Annotated in this window: 21 protein-coding genes; 16 read left to right on the plus strand and 5 right to left on the minus strand. The window is 42.2% G+C overall.

The genetic code is table 11. From position 1 onward, the window contains the following. The first annotated feature begins 38 nt into the window (after window positions 1–38). The 4 genes from ACFQ1M_RS16235 to ACFQ1M_RS16250 are packed head-to-tail and all read left to right on the plus strand — an operon-like array spanning window position 39 to window position 5,885. Window positions 39–1,196 carry an efflux RND transporter periplasmic adaptor subunit gene (locus ACFQ1M_RS16235; protein WP_386410109.1) on the plus strand — a complete coding sequence of 386 codons (1,158 nt, stop codon included), beginning with the start codon at window positions 39–41 and terminating at the stop codon, window positions 1,194–1,196. Beyond that, the gene (locus ACFQ1M_RS16240) at window positions 1,196–4,396 is read left to right on the plus strand and encodes an efflux RND transporter permease subunit (RefSeq protein ID WP_386410112.1); all 3,201 of its coding nucleotides are present in this window, start codon (window positions 1,196–1,198) and stop codon (window positions 4,394–4,396) included. Before ACFQ1M_RS16235 ends, ACFQ1M_RS16240 begins: the two co-directional genes overlap by 1 nt. Continuing rightward, on the plus strand, window positions 4,386–5,702 hold the full coding sequence (locus tag ACFQ1M_RS16245) for a TolC family protein (RefSeq protein WP_386410116.1): 1,317 nt from the start codon (window positions 4,386–4,388) through the stop codon (window positions 5,700–5,702). The genes ACFQ1M_RS16240 and ACFQ1M_RS16245 overlap by 11 nt, the downstream gene beginning before the upstream one ends. Window positions 5,703–5,705: 3 nt before the next feature. Further along, complete coding sequence (locus ACFQ1M_RS16250) at window positions 5,706–5,885, plus strand: CPXCG motif-containing cysteine-rich protein (protein WP_386410119.1); 180 nt, start codon at window positions 5,706–5,708, stop codon at window positions 5,883–5,885. Here ACFQ1M_RS16250 and ACFQ1M_RS16255 read toward each other — a convergent pair whose 3' ends face one another. Both ACFQ1M_RS16255 and ACFQ1M_RS16260 read right to left on the minus strand, forming a co-directional pair. Then, complete coding sequence (locus ACFQ1M_RS16255; protein WP_386410122.1) at window positions 5,886–6,329, minus strand: hypothetical protein; 444 nt, start codon at window positions 6,327–6,329, stop codon at window positions 5,886–5,888. A 74-nt stretch (window positions 6,330–6,403) separates the two neighbouring features. Further along, window positions 6,404–7,861 carry an SLC13 family permease gene (locus ACFQ1M_RS16260; protein ID WP_386410125.1) on the minus strand — a complete coding sequence of 486 codons (1,458 nt, stop codon included), beginning with the start codon at window positions 7,859–7,861 and terminating at the stop codon, window positions 6,404–6,406. A gap of 190 nt (window positions 7,862–8,051) precedes the next feature. Between ACFQ1M_RS16260 and ACFQ1M_RS16265 the strand changes: the two genes are divergently transcribed. The 8 genes from ACFQ1M_RS16265 to ACFQ1M_RS16300 all read left to right on the plus strand — a co-directional run bounded on the left by ACFQ1M_RS16265 (window position 8,052) and on the right by ACFQ1M_RS16300 (window position 13,406). Continuing rightward, the gene (locus ACFQ1M_RS16265; protein ID WP_386410128.1) at window positions 8,052–8,492 is read left to right on the plus strand and encodes an Hsp20/alpha crystallin family protein; all 441 of its coding nucleotides are present in this window, start codon (window positions 8,052–8,054) and stop codon (window positions 8,490–8,492) included. Window positions 8,493–8,563: 71 nt separating this feature from the next. Then, window positions 8,564–9,004, plus strand: coding sequence for a hypothetical protein (locus ACFQ1M_RS16270; protein WP_386410131.1), 441 nt, complete (start codon window positions 8,564–8,566; stop codon window positions 9,002–9,004). A gap of 6 nt (window positions 9,005–9,010) precedes the next feature. Further along, window positions 9,011–9,967, plus strand: coding sequence for a 2-hydroxyacid dehydrogenase (locus ACFQ1M_RS16275; RefSeq protein WP_386410134.1), 957 nt, complete (start codon window positions 9,011–9,013; stop codon window positions 9,965–9,967). Between the two features lie 67 nt (window positions 9,968–10,034). Next, window positions 10,035–10,571: a DUF4136 domain-containing protein gene (locus tag ACFQ1M_RS16280; protein ID WP_386410137.1), complete on the plus strand. Its 537-nt coding sequence runs from the start codon at window positions 10,035–10,037 to the stop codon at window positions 10,569–10,571. Window positions 10,572–10,635: 64 nt separating this feature from the next. Continuing rightward, on the plus strand, window positions 10,636–11,379 hold the full coding sequence (locus ACFQ1M_RS16285) for a sulfite exporter TauE/SafE family protein (RefSeq protein ID WP_386410140.1): 744 nt from the start codon (window positions 10,636–10,638) through the stop codon (window positions 11,377–11,379). Between the two features lie 19 nt (window positions 11,380–11,398). Continuing rightward, complete coding sequence (locus tag ACFQ1M_RS16290) at window positions 11,399–12,193, plus strand: DUF6544 family protein (protein WP_386410143.1); 795 nt, start codon at window positions 11,399–11,401, stop codon at window positions 12,191–12,193. An 8-nt stretch (window positions 12,194–12,201) separates the two neighbouring features. Continuing rightward, window positions 12,202–13,095, plus strand: a complete 894-nt coding sequence (locus ACFQ1M_RS16295) for a DnaJ C-terminal domain-containing protein (protein WP_386410146.1) — start codon at window positions 12,202–12,204, stop codon at window positions 13,093–13,095. 8 nt (window positions 13,096–13,103) lie between these two features. Beyond that, on the plus strand, window positions 13,104–13,406 hold the full coding sequence (locus tag ACFQ1M_RS16300; protein WP_386410149.1) for a chaperone modulator CbpM: 303 nt from the start codon (window positions 13,104–13,106) through the stop codon (window positions 13,404–13,406). Here ACFQ1M_RS16300 and ACFQ1M_RS16305 read toward each other — a convergent pair whose 3' ends face one another. From ACFQ1M_RS16305 to ACFQ1M_RS16315, 3 genes are all read right to left on the minus strand, one after another. Beyond that, complete coding sequence (locus ACFQ1M_RS16305) at window positions 13,407–13,697, minus strand: heavy-metal-associated domain-containing protein (RefSeq protein WP_386410152.1); 291 nt, start codon at window positions 13,695–13,697, stop codon at window positions 13,407–13,409. A gap of 5 nt (window positions 13,698–13,702) precedes the next feature. Continuing rightward, window positions 13,703–14,479, minus strand: coding sequence for an LOG family protein (locus ACFQ1M_RS16310; protein WP_386410155.1), 777 nt, complete (start codon window positions 14,477–14,479; stop codon window positions 13,703–13,705). A gap of 75 nt (window positions 14,480–14,554) precedes the next feature. Next, on the minus strand, window positions 14,555–14,941 hold the full coding sequence (locus ACFQ1M_RS16315; protein ID WP_386410158.1) for a hypothetical protein: 387 nt from the start codon (window positions 14,939–14,941) through the stop codon (window positions 14,555–14,557). Between the two features lie 145 nt (window positions 14,942–15,086). On the opposite strand from ACFQ1M_RS16315, the gene ACFQ1M_RS16320 reads away from it, so the two are divergent. The 4 genes from ACFQ1M_RS16320 to ACFQ1M_RS16335 are packed head-to-tail and all read left to right on the plus strand — an operon-like array spanning window position 15,087 to window position 18,240. Further along, entirely contained in the window at window positions 15,087–15,869 is a 783-nt protein-coding gene (locus ACFQ1M_RS16320; RefSeq protein ID WP_386410161.1) for an MlaE family ABC transporter permease, read from the plus strand. After that, window positions 15,866–16,648: an ABC transporter ATP-binding protein gene (locus ACFQ1M_RS16325; protein ID WP_386410164.1), complete on the plus strand. Its 783-nt coding sequence runs from the start codon at window positions 15,866–15,868 to the stop codon at window positions 16,646–16,648. The genes ACFQ1M_RS16320 and ACFQ1M_RS16325 overlap by 4 nt, the downstream gene beginning before the upstream one ends. 1 nt (window position 16,649) lies before the next feature. Then, window positions 16,650–17,663: an MlaD family protein gene (locus ACFQ1M_RS16330; RefSeq protein ID WP_386410166.1), complete on the plus strand. Its 1,014-nt coding sequence runs from the start codon at window positions 16,650–16,652 to the stop codon at window positions 17,661–17,663. Then, window positions 17,656–18,240, plus strand: a complete 585-nt coding sequence (locus tag ACFQ1M_RS16335) for a DUF998 domain-containing protein (protein ID WP_386410169.1) — start codon at window positions 17,656–17,658, stop codon at window positions 18,238–18,240. Before ACFQ1M_RS16330 ends, ACFQ1M_RS16335 begins: the two co-directional genes overlap by 8 nt.

Raw genomic sequence — 18,240 nt, forward strand, 5'->3', positions numbered from 1 at the left:
TTTAAGTAGCTTTGCGTAACTATTAACACTAACAGCCCATGAGAAAATTTTTTATGGCCTTTCTCGGTCTAGCGCTTATTGCCGGCTCCATCTTTATGGCCTACAAGATAGTAAGCAACAAAAAGAAACCGAAGCCACGTTTAAATAAGGTTGTTAAAACAGTTTTTGTCCAAGAGTCTCAAAACGGAAATATCCCCATCATCATTAACGCCAATGGTAATTTGAGTGCTCAGCGTCGCATCGAGTTATATAGCGAGGTCTCAGGTATTTTCAAAAACACAGGGAAACCCTTCAAGGCCGGACAATTCTATCGCAAAGGGGAAGTACTGGTACGTATCGATGCGACAGAATATTATGCCAATGTACAATCTGCTAAGAGCAATTTCTATAATCTACTCACCTCGATAATGCCAGATCTTCAGATCGATTATCCGGAGGCCTATCCCAAGTGGCAGGACTATCTGAATAGGTTTGATATGAATGCACCCTTGCGACCACTGCCAGAGGCAGCTTCCGAGCGGGAAAAGTATTTTATCACAGGGAGAAATATATATACTACCTATTTCAATATTGAAAACTTGCAAGAGCGCTTGTCCAAATTCACCATACGCGCACCGTTTGATGGAATTCTTACCTTAGCATCGGTCACCGAGGGTACGTTGATCAGAAACGCCCAAAAACTTGGAGAGTTCATCGATCCTTCGGTCTATGAATTGGAAGTGGCCGTACCCGCCGCTTATGCAAATATGTTAGAAATTGGAAAGGGAGTCACACTCAAGACAATCGAAGGTGATAAGACCTATAATGGCAAGGTGATTCGAGTAAATGCCAGCGTTGATCGAGCGTCCCAAACGGTAAGGGCCTTTGTTGAGGTCCGAGGAACAGGTCTAAAAGAGGGAATGTACCTAGAGGCCAACTTGAAGGCGAAAGAAGAGCCCAACGCCATAGAGATCGCTCGAAATCTGCTTCAGGACAATAACGAAGTATTTGTGGTCAAGAATGACACTATTTTGAATACGATTCAAGTGCAACCGGTATATTTCTCGGATAAGACCGTTGTTCTCAAAGGGGTGCCAGATGGTGTAAAACTTGTTTCCAAGCCTGTTCTAGGGGCCTATCCTGGGATGCAAGTGCAGATCTTCAAGTCTGAAGAGAAAGCATCTAAAGATTCGCTTAATGCCAACGCCATTCAATAATGAGAAAGTTAATAGCCTATTTCATCAAGTATCATGTGGCGGTAAACGTCGTTATTTTGGCCTTTCTCATATTTGGTCTCATCGGTGCCTTGTCGCTGCGTTCGTCATTCTTTCCACTAGTTGATTCTAAGATCATCAATATTAATATCACCTATCCTGGAGCGTCACCTCAAGAGATTGAAGAGGGTGTTGTGTTGAAGATAGAAGATAATCTTAAAGGGCTTCCTGGAATCGACCGAGTCACGTCTTCTTCCTCCGAAAACTCAGGAACGATCACCGTAGAAATTGAGAATGGTGAGAATATCGATTTCATGTTGTTGGAAGTGAAAAATGCGGTGGATCGTGTACCCTCTTATCCTACGGGAATGGAGCCTTTAGTGGTGGCCAAGCGCGAAGAAGTTCGGCAAACCATAAGTTTTGCGCTAAGTGGAAAAGATATTCCCTTGGCAACGCTCAAGCAGTTGGCTCGAAAGGTGGAAAATGACCTGAGAATTATCGACGGTATTTCCCAGATCGAGATCGGCGGATATCCCGCTGAGGAGATAGAGATCGCTGTCAACGAAAATAGCTTGTTGGCCTATAACCTGAGTTTTGCAGAGGTTTCAAATGCGGTGGCCACCTCCAACATCTTGGTCACAGGAGGAAATATCAAAACCAGTGAAGAAGAATACCTGATCAGAGCGAACAATCGTTCATATTATGGCGGAGAGCTCAATAATGTTGTAGTTCGCACAGATCCCGATGGCACGGTCATTCGGCTCAAGGATGTCGCTATTGTCAGGGATCGCTTCTCTGAGACACCAAATGCGTCCTACTTTAATGGCGACCTTGCCGTGAGCGTCACGGTGACCAGCACCAATAATGAAGACTTGATCTCTGCTGCAGATAGTGTTAAAGAATACATTGCCCAATTCAATGAGAATTACAAGAATGCCGAGTTGAATGTTATCCGAGATCTGTCGATCACGCTGAACCAACGAACCAAGTTGCTCTTGGAAAACGCCGCCATGGGAATTGGACTGGTCCTTATTTTTCTGTCTTTGTTCTTAAATACCCGATTGGCATTTTGGGTGGCTTTTGGCTTGCCTGTGGCTTTCTTAGGGATGTTTATGTTTGCCAGTCAGTTCAATGTGACGATCAATGTACTTTCGCTTTTTGGGATGATCATCGTTATTGGTATTCTCGTAGATGATGGTATTGTAATTGCTGAAAATATTTATCAGAAATATGAAGAAGGCATGAAACCAAAGGAGGCTGCCCTCGAGGGAACTATCGAGGTGATTCCGCCCATTGTTTCTGCCATTATCACAACCGTATTGGCCTTTTCTACATTTCTCTTTCTCGAAAGCCGTATCGGGGAGTTCTTTAGTGAAGTATCCACCATCGTTATTCTCACTCTGGTGGTTTCCTTAGTTGAAGCACTCTTGATCCTTCCAGCGCATTTGGCGCATTCGAAAGCTTTGAGAGCGAAGAATCAGAAGCCTAAAACCACCATAGGTAGCTTTTTTGCAAAGATGAGAGGTGTAAACGATGTAGGTGATCGCATTATGTCCTACATGCGGGATCGATGGTATGGGCCTTTACTGAAATTCAGCCTCAAAAATCAGATCTTCATGTTTGCAGTATTCGTCTCTGCCTTGGTATTGACCCTAGGTTCTATCGGCGGCGGAATTATCGGGGTCACCATTTTTCCGAGGATTGCCAGTGATCGCGTCGCAGTGGACCTTGGCATGCCTCGAGGTACCAACGTTCGGATCACCGATTCTATTATTTCCTTTATCGAAGAAAAAGCTTGGGAGGTGAATAAAGAGCTCACAGATGAATATCTTGGTGGAACGGATAAAGTGTTGTTCGAAAACATCCAAAAGGCCATTGGTCCAGGCTCGGCCAATGCTTCACTTAACATCAACATGCTTCCAGGAGAAGAGCGTCCAGATGCCATTAACTCCAATCTCGTAGCAAACAAACTCCGCGAAAAGGTCGGACCGGTATTTGGTACGGAACGTCTCATTTTTGGATCGGGAAGTAACTTTGGCGGAAGCCCGGTTTCGGTCTCATTATTGAGCAATAATATCAACGATCTAAAGGGAGCCAAAGAGCGCTTAAAAAAGATCTTGGAGGAGAATCCGTTACTGACCGATGTGACCGATAATGATCCTGCAGGCATCAAGGAAATACGTTTGCAATTGAAAGAAAAGGCATATTTGCTTGGATTAGACCTCCGAACGGTCATGAATCAGGTTAGAGCTGGTTTCTTCGGGGCTCAAGCGCAGCGATTTCAAAGGGGACAGGATGAGATCCGTGTTTGGGTTCGTTATGATAGAGATAACCGCTCTTCAATAACAGATCTGGATGAAATGCGTATCGTGACGCCGACTGGGGATCGTGTTCCATTGGCAGAGATCGCTACCTATAGCATTGAAAGGGGCGATGTCTCGATCAATCACCTAGAAGGACAACGGGAGATTCAGGTATCGGCAGATATGAAAGACCCCAGCCAAAGCAATACCGATATCCTAGATGATATCAAAAACAACATCATGCCGCAGATTCAGGCAGACTATCCAAGCGTCACCTCCTCTTTTGAAGGACAGAATAGAGAGGCTGGTAAGTTAAATAGGTCACTTGGAAGGGTATTTCCGATCATCATCTTTTTGATCTATGTCACTATTGCATTCACCTTTAGAAGCTACAGTCAACCATTGCTCTTGTTGTTGCTAATTCCTTTTAGTCTTACAGCGGTAGGTTGGGGACACTTTATTCACGGTTTTCCGATCAATGCGCTATCCCTGTTAGGAATCATCGCACTTATCGGGATCATGGTCAACGATGGCTTGGTATTGATCAGTAAATTCAATACCAATCTTAAGAAGGGTATGCTTTTCGATGATGCCTTGCATGAGGCTGGTAAGTCGAGATTTAGAGCCATATTTTTAACCTCCTTGACGACGATGGCCGGTCTTGCTCCTTTGATTTTCGAAAAGAGTCGTCAAGCACAATTTTTAAAGCCTATGGCGATCTCGATCGCTTACGGAATTGGCTTTGCTACTTTTTTAACGCTGCTAATGCTTCCGCTATTCTTATCCCTAAGCAACGAGATAAAGGCTTCTCTAAAATGGCTATTTACACAAAAAGATGTGTCGAGGGAAGAGGTGGAACGAGCGATCAAAGAACAAAATGAATCACAGGATGCTGCATAAATTTCCATTCATTGTATTACTCTTGGTAGGTTTTACCGCAACAGCCCAAGAGCTATTGACCAAAGAGGAGGCTGTTCAATACACGCTAGAGAATAACCTTGGCATCAAGGTGGCAAAAAATAACGAACAGATCGCGAAGAACAATGCTGGTATCCTTGGTAGTGGATATTTACCAACGATCACTGGTAATGCAGCAGGAAGTATCGACCGTCAAAATACAGAGGGACAGCTGGCAAATGGTGATTCGAGAACTGCCGAAGGTGTCGAAACCAGACGTTACAATGCCTCTATCAACCTAAATTATACCCTTTTTGATGGGCTAGGGCGGTATTATGACTATAAAAGATTTAAAGAAGAATACAATCAATCGGAGCTGCAGGTGCGGCAAACGATAGAGAATACGATCTTACAACTATTTACAGTGTATTATGAGGTTGCACGCTTAGAAGAGAACACCAATAATCTTCAAGAAGCCCTAAAAATTTCTAAGGATCGTTTGCTTAGAGCACGTTATCAATTCGACTATGGTCAGAATACTGGTTTGGACGTATTAAATGCAGAGGTAGATGTAAATACGGATAGTATCAACTTTTTAAATGCTACACAATTGCTTCGCAATACAAAACGCGATCTAAACTTGGTGATGAATAGGGACCTATCTGCTCGTTTCGTGTCGGATACGACCGTCTCCTTTGTGCCAAACTTAGCGATGGAAAGTGTGTTTGCAGAGGCGAAACAGAATAATGTTCAGCTCTTACTGATAGAAAAGGATATGGCCATTCTCGATTATGGATTGAAAGGGGCACGAAGTAGTTTTTTGCCTACCATTGGACTCACTGGATCTTACGGATGGAACGAATCTTCCAATAACAACCCACTTGCCTTTGTAATTCAAAATTCGTCAAATGGACTATCTGGTGGCGTTAATCTTACCTGGAACCTTTTTGAAGGCGGAAGGAATATCAATGCGGTCAAAAACGCGAAGATCGCCTATCAAAATCAAGAGATCCTGCAACGACAGACCGAATTGCAGGTAGAACGCGATATAAAGAACGCATGGGATAGCTATCGCAACGCTTTGTTTGTATTAGAGGTTCAAGAGAAGAATTTACAGACGAACCAGAATAACTTCCTAAGAACGAACGAACGATACAAATTGGGGCAGGTCAATTCAATTGAATTTAGACAGGCTCAAATAAACCTTTTGAACGCAAAGCTAGCGAGAAGTCAGGCAAAATATAGCGCGAAGTTAGCCGAGTTGTTGATGCTTCAGGTGAGCGGGCAATTATTAAATGTAGATTTTTAGAAGATGCTAGAGCACTTTTTTCAATGTCCTTATTGTTGGGAAACGATCTCCATGTTGTTAGACAGTTCGGTGTCTCAGACCTATGTAGAAGATTGTGAGGTGTGTTGCAATCCGATTCAAGTGAGGGTGCAGTTTGAAGATGGTGAGTTATCCAGTTTTGAAGCGATAGATATAGAGCAATAATTAGAAACCGACAGCGTCAATAAGCATATAGTTGGTATGATTCACATCATCTTTGTTCAATACCAACGTTCCTTTCAAGGTCGCAATATCATCGGTCTCATAATCGATGTTGCTTTTAAAATTTACCTCCATGATGGTTTCGGGTCCACCACCTCCACAAAAGAAGCATGAGGCCATTGGATTTTTAGACAGCATATAAAGATTCTTCGCTTTGTCCAATGCCAAAACATAGCCAGTGATGATCACTTCTTTGTCCTTAAGCTCTTTAACAGACGCTCCAAAAGTGGGAATTTGAAAATACCCGTCAAATTCTTTGACATATTCTTGCTTGAAAGTGACGTCTGATAGTGTCTTCCAATCGATCGACTTTTGACAAACTCCCAAAAATGGGAATAGACAAATGGCCGAGAGCATGATAGTACGCCTTATTATTTGAAGTGTCATTGGATGCAATTCTTTGAATACAAATGTAACCAAGAGCGTGCCAAAATTGGTTAAAGCTTTGTAAAAACTATTCCTTATTTAAAAATTTCAGGGAAAACATCGATTTGTATTCCCCAGACTTTAGGCAACACAAAATATACGAGTAAAGCTGCAAGTATAATGGATATGATATTCATCCAAAAGCCCACCTTCATCATCCCCTTTATTGTGAGCAATCCCGACCCAAAGACGATGGCGTTTGGCGCCGTGGCCACTGGAAGCATGAACGCGCAGGAGGCAGCAATGGTGGCACCGGTCATCAAAAAGAAGGGATGGGCATCTATGGTGAAGGCCAAGGCTCCCAACACCGGCATCAGCATAGAGGCGGTAGCGACATTACTGGTGATCTCCGTGAGAAAATTCACAACAGTAATGATGGCAAGGATGAGCAAAATGGATGGGAAAACACCAAAGGCGACCATTCGATTTCCGATCCAAATGTCGAGCCCACTAGATTTAAAACCGCTAGCAATTGCCAATCCGCCACCAAACAGCAATAGGATGCCCCAGGGAATGGTTTCTGCATTTTTCCAATCAGTGATACCATAAGGACGTTTTCTATCCCCAGAAGGAACAATGAATAATGCGATGGCACCTGCAATGGCGATCAAGGCGTCACTTGTCCCATCTATATAAGGAGCTATCAGACTTTTCCGAACGATCCATAAGAAGGCTACAATTGCAAACAAAATACTTACTGTACGTTCTTGATAGCTCATTTTGCCGAGATCTCGTAGTTGTTCTCCGATCGTAGAAAGCCCTCCAGACAATTCATCATTGCTAGACGGAAAACTTACCTTGGTCAGATACAGCCAACCTAGGATGATCATAACGACCGAAAAAGGGAGCCCAACGGACATCCACTGAGTAAAAGATATGGTGATACCGTAATTCTGTTCTACGTAGCCCAAAAAAATAGGATTGGTAGGTGTTCCTATGATGGTGGCGATCCCACCTATCGAGCATCCATAGGCGATGGCAAACATAAGCGATTGCCCCATTTTTGACCTCACAGTATTTTCAGCTTTGATCTGTGAGACCAAGGCTAGCCCAATGGGAAGCATCATGATCGCGGTTGCGGTATTTGAGATCCACATACTCAAGAATCCTGTCGCCACCATAAAACCCAAAATGATCCTATTCCAATTGGAACCAATGGCATAGATAATGGAAAGTGCAATGCGTTTATGTAAGTTGGTCTTTTCTATGGCGGTAGCAATAATAAAGCCACCGAGAAAAAGAAAGATCATCTGGTTGGAAAATGATGCGCCCATTTCTGTGATTGGCATTACACCGCCTAGTGGAAACAAGATCAAAGGTAAGAGCGCCGTAGCAGCTATAGGGATGGCCTCTGTTAACCACCAGATCGCTATCCAGAGGGTACTGGCAAGCACCGCCGTTCCTTGGGCTGACAGCGCTTCGTGTTCAAAAAAACCTAAGGTCAATAAAAATATAAGGGGACCACTTATGAGGCCTATCTTCTTTACTTTCATTAATTGGTTGGAACTTTAACACTACATTGATATGTCGTGAATTTACTAGAAAAAATTCGGTCTGGCTTCGCTTGTGAAGTTTTTTGTGCAACAAATGCGTTCCTTCCTGATTTTCGTCATTTTTTTAAGGGTCAAGGCTTTGTACTTTAAGGAGGCTTAAAAAATGATGTTTAACCAAAAACCAAAGACCATGTCACTAATTAAATTTAACAATCGCCTGCCTTGGTTCGGTTCGGAAATGTCCAACTTCTTCGATACCGATGACTTCTTCAATGAGAACTTCTGGAATAGAAGAATTGTGTCACAACCTGCGCTGAACATCAAGGAAACCGATGAGTGCTTCGAAATTGAGCTGGCTGCACCTGGTTTGGAGAAAAAGGACTTTAAAGTATCTGTCGATGATGGGTATTTGAATATTTCTGCCGAAAGAACCTCAGAAAAAGAGGAGAAAGAAGATGACTTTACTCGAAGAGAATTCAACTACAATTCATTTAAAAGATCATTGTTACTGCCAGAAACCGTGATGCAAGAAGATATCAAAGCCACCTATCAGGATGGACTTCTCAAGTTGAGCCTCAATAAAAAGGAAGAAGCCAAAGTGCATACCTCAAAAGAAATAGAAATTTCCTAGGGGATGCCTTAAGTAAGACCACGGGAAATGAAACACGCATTTCCCGTTTTTATAACACTAAAAAAAAAATTATGAAACCTAAAGTTGCATACGAATATACCCAGTGGCAAAGTGCCGAAGAGATGCATCGAGATGTACTTCGCTGGTTATCTGAACTACAGTTTATTAAGGACGAGCATGATTTTTTAGATGATCTGCTTGCGGAATATTTCCTAAAACTATCATCTGAAGAACAATATCCTGAGACCGTTGAGATCGTAAGACTTCTCGGCGATAACAAGAGAATGATCAAAACGCTTATCAACGATGTTAAAAAGCATAACAACGAGCTTGTTGTATTGCTCGATGGTATCGATCAGCCCTATGAGGAGAGAGAGGTAAAGGCGCAACATCGAAAGTTGACGGCTAGTACCGATTCATTCTTTCGTGATTTTAAGGAATTGAAAAAAAATACCTTCACACTGGTCATTGATATCATGAAACACGATAAGCAAAAACGCTTATTAAACTAAGTTATCATGAAAGTACTTGTCTATAGTGCCAAAAATTTTGAAATTCCATATTTGACCAAGGCCAATGATGGGCGCCATCAGTTGAAATTCGTCGAGGAATCCCTTAGTTCGGAAAATGCAATGAAAGCCGTGGGCTTTGACGCGATATCTATATTTTCTGCAGATGATGCCTCCCTTTTGGTATTGGAGAAACTAAAAGATTTTGGGGTGAAATTCATAGCCCTTCGATCCACCGGCTATGACAACGTTAACCTACGATCAGCGGAACGATTGGGCATCAAAGTGGCCAACGTGCCCGAATATTCACCAAATGCCATTGCCGAACATGCTGTAACACTTTTGCTGGCGCTAAACCGAAAAATAACCATCTCTGACCGTAGAGTCGCAAAATACAATTTCAACATAGATGGACTTATAGGGGTCGATCTAGTGGATAAGACCGTAGGCATTATTGGCACAGGGCGAATAGGAAGTGTCATGGCAAGGATAATGAGTGGATTTGGATGTCATCTATTAGGATATGATATCGTTGAAGATGAATCGTTGAGCTCCCAATATGGACTGCGTTATGTGAATCTCCGAACCTTATGTAATCGATCGGATATTATCTCCATCCATACCCCGCTGAATACAGACACCCATCATCTTATCGACAAGGATATGCTAGCGCAAATGAAGAAGGAAGTTTTGATCATCAATACGGCGCGCGGGGCAATAATTCAATCCACCGAAATTCTTCAAGCTTTGGAAAATGAGCGCATTGGAGGTCTTGCCATGGATGTTTATGAAAAGGAGCATAAGATATTTTTTAGAGATCACTCGGACGAGGGAATCGATGACACTATCCTAAAGCGACTTATCGAAAAGCCCAATGTATTGATCACCTCGCATCATGCCTTTTTAACAGAAGAGGCGCTTACCAATATCGCGGAGACGACTTTTGAGAATCTCGATCTTTGGTAAAGTGGGCGAATCTCACCAAATGAATTACAGTCGAGAGCATTGAAGACTTCAACATAAAACTAAGAAGATGAAAATCGTGAAGCTAAAAATTCTAATGAATGCCATCTTGGCGCTATTGCTATTAGGCTGTGCTAGCAGCAATGTAATTGCTGATGAAGATCCAGAAATCGATTTTAAAGATTATACGACCTTTACCATTTGCCAAGAGGACCTCTTGATCCATAACCCTAATTACCCACAGTACGACAATGAACAAAACAGGGAAAAGATCAAAGAGGCGATCACCGATCAAATGTTGAATAAAGGGTATGTGCTCGAAGAAGGAAGTCCAGAGTTACAAGCTGGTTTTGAACTGGTCATTCTAGACAGGGAAATGGTCGTTACGAATTGTTATGACGAGCGCGAGCCCAACTATTGGCCAGAGTGTAAATTGACTGCGATCAATTATACCGAACAGACCTTGGTGCTTTATGTAATGGACCTTCAAAAGAATCGCATCATTTGGCAAGGTTCAATGGCCGGAGCGTTGATCGGTTCTCCAAAGAAAATGACCCGTGCCATCGACGAGACGGTCGCAAGGATCTTTAAAGAATATCCTATCTAGAATTGACAATAATCATAAAAAAAGACAAGTAACTACCATAACTTCACGCTAAAATAAGCTACAGGTGATTCGTTACTTACCCTTGTTCATTCTATTGTCACTACTTGCAGAAATGCTCGGCACCATCGGTGGATTTGGATCGTCTGTCTTCTTTGTTCCGATGGCAAGTTATTTCTTGGACTTCCAATCGGTATTGGGCATCACAGCACTCTATCATTTGTCTAGCAATATCTCAAAGATCGCCTTTTTTAGAAAAGGTTTTGATAAAAAGTTAGCGCTAAGCTTAGGTATTCCTGCAGTCATTTTTGTGTCCGTCGGAGCTTATTTGAGCAAGTTTGCCGACCCCCAACTGCTTACATATATTCTCGGTATTTTTCTGATACTGATGAGTCTGATCTTTATCATCTTTAAACAGATCCGTATTACTCCAAAAACCGGCAATGCCATTGTTGGAGGTACACTTTCAGGGATGAGTGCAGGGCTTTTAGGTACTGGAGGTGCGATCAGAGGTGTCACCATGGCGGCGTTCAAGTTGAAAAAGGATCAATTTATCGCCACATCGGCCATCATTGACCTCGCGATCGACTTTAGCCGAAGCCTTGTCTATATCAACAATGGCTACGTACATAAGCACGACCTCTATTTGGTGCCTATCCTGATCGTGGTGAGCGTTGTAGGGACCTATCTCGGGAAACGTATTCTCGATCATGTAAGTCAAGAGCAATTTAGAGGATTTGTACTCATACTCATCTTGGTCATTGGGATTGCAACTATTTTGAACACCATCTTCAATACCACTGAGCCATGATCAATTTTAAGAACCAAAAATGCTAGCAGTAATTTTTATCATTATTATAACAACGATCGTCATCATACTTTTCTACGGGATGGCAAAGTTCAACTTTAAGGTAGCACGAGAGAAGGAACGCTTTTTCAACAAATATGGGACCACCGAAAAACAGGTGATGATCGATGACCTAGACCGACTTCCACTTATGGTACAGAATTATTTGAAACAGGTAGGCGTCTTAGGTAGGTGTAGGGATTGCCATGTTATTTTCAAACAACGGGGGAAGATCAGGGCTAAGCCCGAGGCCGGTTGGAAACATTTTGCTGCAACCCAATATATGACATCAGTACATCCAGGATTTATCTGGAAGGCCAATGTATTTCCTATGTTTATTCGAGATAAAAGCATTGAAGGACAAGGAGAGATGACCATTGACCTTTTTGGTCTTACCAGCATCGGTGTTTTTAAGGACGAACGAATTTCCCAAAGTGCGTTGGGTCGTTGTCTCGGTGAGCTGGTCTGTTGTCCGATGGGGTTTTTGAGCCGAGATATTTCTTGGGAAAAAGTCAATGATATGGCAATTAGAGCTACTCTTTCTTATGAAAATACAGTATCTTCAGGAGTCTTTTTTTTCAATGGGGAGGGACTTATTGAACGATTCGAAAGTATGCGCTACAAAGATGAAAAATTGGTGCAATTCATAGGGAAATATGATGAATATAGCATTTTCAATGGACTTAAGATTCCGACGAAGATGACCGGAATTTGGAATTTTCCAACCATGGATTTCGAGTATTTCAATGCGAGGATGACCCACCATAACATAGAATAGCATTATATATGGAATTTATTGACTATTACAAAGTTTTGGGACTTGATAAGACCGCTTCGGATGGCGATATAAAAAAGGCCTATCGAAAATTGGCACGTAAATATCATCCGGATCTTAACCCCAATGATACCGAGGCTGAAAAGAAATTCAAACGGATAAATGAGGCCAATGAGGTACTTAGCGACCCTGAAAAACGTAAGAAATATGACGAGTATGGAAAAGATTGGCAGCATGCAGAGGAGTTCGAAAAAGCGAAGCGGGCACAAAGGGACAGTCGTGACTTTGGCGGTTATACCTATACGCAAGGGCAGTCTTCTGAGGATTTTTCAGATTTCTTCGATGCGATGTTCGGTGGCGCAGGATATAGAAGCCGTGGTCGACAAGTAAAATTTAGAGGCCAAGATTACAATGCCGAATTGAGCATGGATCTGATGGACGTCTACAAGACACAAAAACAAACCTTGACAATCAATGATAAAAAGATAAGGATCACTATCCCAGCTGGCATCGAGGACGGTCAAACGATCAAAATTGCTGGTCATGGAGGTCCAGGGGTCAATGGCGGACCCAATGGTGACCTGTACATTACCTTTGCTATCAACAACAATACAAGCTTTAAGCGAGAGGGGGCCAACCTTTATAAAACAATACAGTTGCCACTTACCAAGGCTGTTCTTGGAGGAGAGATCACTATAGAGACACTTAGCGGTAAGGTAAAATTGAAAGTGGCACCACAAACGCAGAATAACACCAAAGTAAAACTAAAGGGGAAAGGTTTTCCCAAATATAAGAAGGAAGGACAGTATGGTGATCTGTACATTACCTATCAAGTACAATTGCCAGCTAAACTTACGGCCAAGCAGCGTGAACTATTTGAGGAACTTGCTAAAACTAACCTATAAGCGATCTTATGAAAACCGAATACTATATCACCATCAAAGACTTTTGTGTTGGTCACCGTATCGAAGAATCCTTCGTACTATCTTTGAGCGAACGAGAATTGATTTCGATAGCGGTATTGGACGACGAGGCTAAGATACACACCAAAGAACTACCAAAATTAGAGAGGATCGTCAGATTGCATCACGAATTAGGGGTAAACATCGAGGGAATCGAAGCGATTCAGCATTTGTTGGAAAAAGTGGACCGACTTCAAGACGAATTATGGTCTTTGAGAAGAAGGCTCAGTAGATTCGAGGAAGACCCTTTCTAGCTAGCTATAGGTCTTTAGGTCAGTTTTTGCAAGTCTACCCAATGCACAGCTCACAAACGATTTGGCCTTCTTTCCAAAGCTATTGGCATCGTCGGATAATGGATATCCAAGCTTGCTCAATTCTTTCTTTACGGTCTCAAGGCCGTCGTTGGTCTCATAGCTGAATGATACGGTGCAATGGTCTCGATCGATAGCAATGTCTTTAATATTTTTCAAGGTGTGTAATTTTCTTGCGATGGTACTCTCACAACCTCCGCATTTTAGATTTTGAATTTCAACTGTTGTTCTCATCTTGCTTATTTTTTGATATTCTGTGTGTTTTTTAGTTTAGATTCACCAAAGAACCAACTGGTCTTCATGGGTTTCTTTACCAATCCAAATTTCTTAACGGCATGCTCGCTCAAATGATCTTTCATCTCGGATACAGAGTCTGTGATATACAACAATTGCATATCTTCTTTATCGATGCTCTCGTTTGTAGCCATCAGCTGTATATGCTCATAAAGCTCCTTATGATACTCCTTTCCAAACAATATCACAGGAAAATGACTGATCATCTTTGTTTGGATGAGCGTAAGTGACTCGAAAAGCTCATCTAAGGTGCCGATACCACCAGGCATTACCACAAAGGCGTAGGAATATTTCATCAACAGAAACTTCCGCACAAAGAAATAGGGTATCTCGATCCATTTGTGCAAGAAAGGGTTCGCTCTTTGTTCGTGAGGCAGAACGATATTACAACCTACAGAATAACCACCATTCATATAGGCACCTTTGTTCGCAGCCTCCATGATACCAGGCCCTCCGCCTGTCATCACAGTAAATCCTAAGTCCGAAAGTGCCTTCCCAACTTCCTCGGCTTGTTGATAATATTGGTTATCCTTATCAAATCGTGCAGACCCAAAAACAGTGACACAGGGCCCGATAAAGTGTAAGGTTCTAAAGGCTTTGATAAAATTATAGTTGACTTTTATAGTGAACCATAATTCCTTGAATCTATTTCTAGGGCCATCAAGAAAGGAACGTTCCTCACTTAGATAATGCGAATTATTCAGTTGCTTATATCGATTCATCAGGTACATGGACTTTAGATGTTCATCAATCGCATCAAGGATCCGATTACGAATAGATCCTAAAACCTAAAACCATCACATGTATTTGGAAAGAAAGTCAAAGAAGCGTCTCTTTAGGTCGCTATAGATATCGCGTTGTGTCTCCATTCGTTCTCTAAACGCGAGATGATATCTATAATGGACCCTATCGATCACATTTTCACTTTTTTTTAAGTGTTCCGCAATGCTTAATTCATGGGCTTCAATTTCCTCTTTCAGTTCATCGATCTTTTCTTTGTGTATGATAAATTGATTTTGATATTGTCCCAATTCGGCTAAAACACGGTCATCGGTCCATCGCTGCACCAGCTCGTCCAACCTATTTTGAAAAGACTTCAACTCATCTTCCCAAAAGGCCAACTCCTTATTCCATTGCACATGCTCAAAATGCAGGTCCTCGTTATATACTGTTGTGGTTTCCATAATAATTTCTTTTACGACTAGCTATAAATATAGGATGAAAGTCTGCGGATAGAAATGATATTTGTCAATCGAGCTGCATGACTTTGGTCATTTTAATCGGTTATAGGCTTGTCTATATTTGAAAGACCTACATAGGAAATGAGACATGACCATTGCATCTCAAATATCGAGTAGTGTAAAGCAATTCTTTGTCCAGATAGGAGCGCTTTCTTATTTTGCGGGAAGGTATTTTAAGGAAGTTTTTAAACCACCTTTTGAGTTCGGCGAACTGCTTCGTCAATGTTATAATGTAGGAAACCGATCCATGACATTGGTCGGTGTCACGGGCTTTATCATTGGGCTGGTCCTAACCTTGCAGACACGCCCCACCTTGCAAGAATTTGGCGCGGTCTCTTGGATGCCAGACATGGTAGGCATTTCTATCGTCAGAGAGATCGGTCCGGTCATCGTGGCATTGATATGCGCTGGCCGAGTGGCGTCGGGTATTGGTGCCGAGCTAGGCTCGATGCGCGTTACCGAGCAAATCGATGCCATGGAAGTTTCGGGTACCAATCCCTTCAAGTTCTTAGTGATCACAAGAATTACGGCCACAACACTTATGGTCCCATTGTTGGTCATCTTTGGAGATGTTTTGGCGCTATACGGGTCATTTCTTATAGAGCATGTGAAAGGGGATGTGTCATTTCAGCTTTACTTCAATAAAATGTTCGATGCGCTGGCATTTGGTGATCTTATTCCAGCTACCATAAAATCCTTCTTTTTTGGTTTCGCTATTGGACTCGTGGGCTGTTTTAAGGGATATCATTGTAAAAAAGGGACCGTAGGTGTTGGCACTGCGGCAAATACAGCGGTAGTAATGGCTTCCATGCTCATATTTGTGTTGGACTTTATCGCCGTGGTGATCACAGATATTTTTTATGAATTATGAAAACGGTAAAAGAAATATCGCCAGTAAAGAACCCTCGAACAGATCTTGAGGAGGTCATTTCCATTCAGAACTTAAAAAAGAGTTTTGGTGATAACCATGTGCTCAATGGCTTTAACATGAAACTTTATAAAGGTGAGAATTTGGTCATCATGGGAAAGTCGGGTTCTGGAAAGTCGGTGATGATCAAATGTTTGGTGGGGTTGATGCAAGCTGATTCGGGCACCATCACGGTCATGGGAAAGAATATTACCGAATTGGATCGTGAAGCCTTGGATGAATTACGTACGGATATAGGTTTTCTGTTTCAAGGCAGCGCATTGTACGATTCAATGACCGTGCGTGAGAATCTCGAATTTCCTTTGAGGCGGCATAAAAATAAATTTGATAAGAATATCGATACCGAGGCTTTGGTGATGGAGGCATTGGAAAATGTTGGATTGGCCCATACGGTGGATCTCATGCCTTCCGAATTATCTGGAGGTATGAAAAGGCGAGTGGCATTGGCCAGAACCTTAATTATGAAACCTAAGATCATTCTTTATGACGAACCGACGAGCGGGCTCGACCCGATCACCTCAAAGGAGATCATCGAACTGATGCGCAGTATACAAAACAAGTATCAGACCTCATCATTGATCATTACTCACGATGTCGATTGTGCGAGGGTCATTTCGGAACGGATGATCCTATTGGTAGATGGCATCGATTATGCAGAAGGAACTTTTAACGAACTGTCGAAGGTGACCGACCCAAAGGTAAGGGCCTTCTTTAAACAATGAGATGATGACAAAGTCGACCTCAAAAAAAATACAGCTAGGGATATTTGTGGTGCTAGCATCGGTTTTTCTGGTAATTGCCGCCTACATGATAGGCAACAACCAAGATATGTTTAGCAAGACCTTCTCCATCAACACCGTTTTTAGCAATGTCAATGGTTTGCAGATCGGCAATAATGTGCGTTTCTCAGGGATCAATGTGGGAACCGTAAAAGCCATCGAAATGGAAAATGATACCACGATTCGGGTTCGCATGTCCATCGAAGAAAAGATGCAATCGCATATAAAGAAAGATGCCATCGCCACCATTGGTTCGGACGGCCTTGTTGGGAACATGATCATCAATATCATTCCCGGTAAAGATTCGGAGGAATCGATACAGGCTGGCGACGAAATTGTTTCCTACAGCAGGATCGGCACAGAAGATATGTTGAGCACCTTGAGTGTGACCAACGAAAACGCTGCCATCCTTACAGCCGATCTTCTCAAAGTAACGCAATCGCTTACACGAGGAAAAGGAACCATGGGACGATTATTGAACGATACAGTAATGGCAAACGACCTGCAACAAACCATCCTTAATCTCAAACATGCAAGTAGTGAGGCGAACAGTGCGATCAAAGAATTGAATGATATCATTAAAGAGATCAATTTTAAGGAAAGTATCGCAGGGGTGTTGTTGAGCGATAGCATCACAGGCGAAAAAGTGCAGAGCATTGTCTCAAATTTGGAAACTTCTAGCGTAGAGATCGACAAAATGTCCAAAAGCTTGAATAGTATCGTAACGGATATGAAAGATGGTCATGGGGCGGTCAATTATCTTTCAAAAGATACAACGCTTGTGGGACAGCTAGGAAGAACGATGCAAAATATTGAAGAGGGGACCGCGCGCTTTAACGAAAATATGGAGGCCTTAAAACACAATTTTTTATTTAGAAGATACTTCAGAAAGTTAGAAAAAGAACAGAAGAAAAAGGAAAAGGTTAAAATAGATCAAGTCAAGGGAGGGCATGAATAAGAAATCGAATACCACCAATGTGCTGCAAATACTTCCATTTGCATATGGATTGATGTTGTTGGTAATCGTTGTCTTGCCTTTTTTTAGTGTGCCTGAATACGATATACTAAAGAACACCACAAGTCACTTAGGTGCTCAATCGGCACCTTATGCCTGGGTGATGAATTTCACCTTTATTTTACTCGGACTTGGTGCGATCATCGATGGCTGGCGGTTTCTTGGGAAATTTTGGTTCCATAAGATCGCCATTCTTGTCTTTGGCATTTCATTGATGCTCTGTGCTTTTTTTCAACACGCTCCTATCGTTAAGATACCATTTGATCCGTTTGAAGATCAGTTACATTCTTGGTTTGCAACTATAACTGGTTTTTCTTTTACGGTCTTTGCGATCTCCATGAGTTTTATCCTTGGGCAAAGAACGGCTAAGGCCTTGGCCGTACTGGTAGGTGTCTTGGTAACTATACTCTCTATGCTCATGTTTGAAGTTGAGCAATATATGGGTATTTGGCAACGCATCATCTTTATCATGTCGTTTGGATGGATGATCTACATATTCAACAAAGCAGAACTTCAATAA

It is taken from the genome of Sungkyunkwania multivorans, from assembly GCF_042675645.1.
Classification (GTDB): domain Bacteria; phylum Bacteroidota; class Bacteroidia; order Flavobacteriales; family Flavobacteriaceae; genus Sungkyunkwania; species Sungkyunkwania multivorans.

What these genes read in the sequence shown, in the direction of transcription:
- ACFQ1M_RS16235 (WP_386410109.1), top strand. Translation starts at nt 39, where the DNA reads ATGAGAAAATTTTTTATGGCCTTTCTCGGTCTAGCGCTTATTGCCGGC.
- ACFQ1M_RS16240 (WP_386410112.1), top strand. Translation starts at nt 1,196, where the DNA reads ATGAGAAAGTTAATAGCCTATTTCATCAAGTATCATGTGGCGGTAAAC.
- ACFQ1M_RS16245 (WP_386410116.1), top strand. Translation starts at nt 4,386, where the DNA reads ATGCTGCATAAATTTCCATTCATTGTATTACTCTTGGTAGGTTTTACC.
- ACFQ1M_RS16250 (WP_386410119.1), top strand. Translation starts at nt 5,706, where the DNA reads ATGCTAGAGCACTTTTTTCAATGTCCTTATTGTTGGGAAACGATCTCC.
- ACFQ1M_RS16255 (WP_386410122.1), bottom strand. Translation starts at nt 6,329, where the DNA reads ATGACACTTCAAATAATAAGGCGTACTATCATGCTCTCGGCCATTTGT.
- ACFQ1M_RS16260 (WP_386410125.1), bottom strand. Translation starts at nt 7,861, where the DNA reads ATGAAAGTAAAGAAGATAGGCCTCATAAGTGGTCCCCTTATATTTTTA.
- ACFQ1M_RS16265 (WP_386410128.1), top strand. Translation starts at nt 8,052, where the DNA reads ATGTCACTAATTAAATTTAACAATCGCCTGCCTTGGTTCGGTTCGGAA.
- ACFQ1M_RS16270 (WP_386410131.1), top strand. Translation starts at nt 8,564, where the DNA reads ATGAAACCTAAAGTTGCATACGAATATACCCAGTGGCAAAGTGCCGAA.
- ACFQ1M_RS16275 (WP_386410134.1), top strand. Translation starts at nt 9,011, where the DNA reads ATGAAAGTACTTGTCTATAGTGCCAAAAATTTTGAAATTCCATATTTG.
- ACFQ1M_RS16280 (WP_386410137.1), top strand. Translation starts at nt 10,035, where the DNA reads ATGAAAATCGTGAAGCTAAAAATTCTAATGAATGCCATCTTGGCGCTA.
- ACFQ1M_RS16290 (WP_386410143.1), top strand. Translation starts at nt 11,399, where the DNA reads ATGCTAGCAGTAATTTTTATCATTATTATAACAACGATCGTCATCATA.
- ACFQ1M_RS16295 (WP_386410146.1), top strand. Translation starts at nt 12,202, where the DNA reads ATGGAATTTATTGACTATTACAAAGTTTTGGGACTTGATAAGACCGCT.
- ACFQ1M_RS16300 (WP_386410149.1), top strand. Translation starts at nt 13,104, where the DNA reads ATGAAAACCGAATACTATATCACCATCAAAGACTTTTGTGTTGGTCAC.
- ACFQ1M_RS16305 (WP_386410152.1), bottom strand. Translation starts at nt 13,697, where the DNA reads ATGAGAACAACAGTTGAAATTCAAAATCTAAAATGCGGAGGTTGTGAG.
- ACFQ1M_RS16310 (WP_386410155.1), bottom strand. Translation starts at nt 14,479, where the DNA reads ATGAATCGATATAAGCAACTGAATAATTCGCATTATCTAAGTGAGGAA.
- ACFQ1M_RS16315 (WP_386410158.1), bottom strand. Translation starts at nt 14,941, where the DNA reads ATGGAAACCACAACAGTATATAACGAGGACCTGCATTTTGAGCATGTG.
- ACFQ1M_RS16320 (WP_386410161.1), top strand. Translation starts at nt 15,087, where the DNA reads ATGACCATTGCATCTCAAATATCGAGTAGTGTAAAGCAATTCTTTGTC.
- ACFQ1M_RS16325 (WP_386410164.1), top strand. Translation starts at nt 15,866, where the DNA reads ATGAAAACGGTAAAAGAAATATCGCCAGTAAAGAACCCTCGAACAGAT.
- ACFQ1M_RS16330 (WP_386410166.1), top strand. Translation starts at nt 16,650, where the DNA reads ATGATGACAAAGTCGACCTCAAAAAAAATACAGCTAGGGATATTTGTG.
- ACFQ1M_RS16335 (WP_386410169.1), top strand. Translation starts at nt 17,656, where the DNA reads ATGAATAAGAAATCGAATACCACCAATGTGCTGCAAATACTTCCATTT.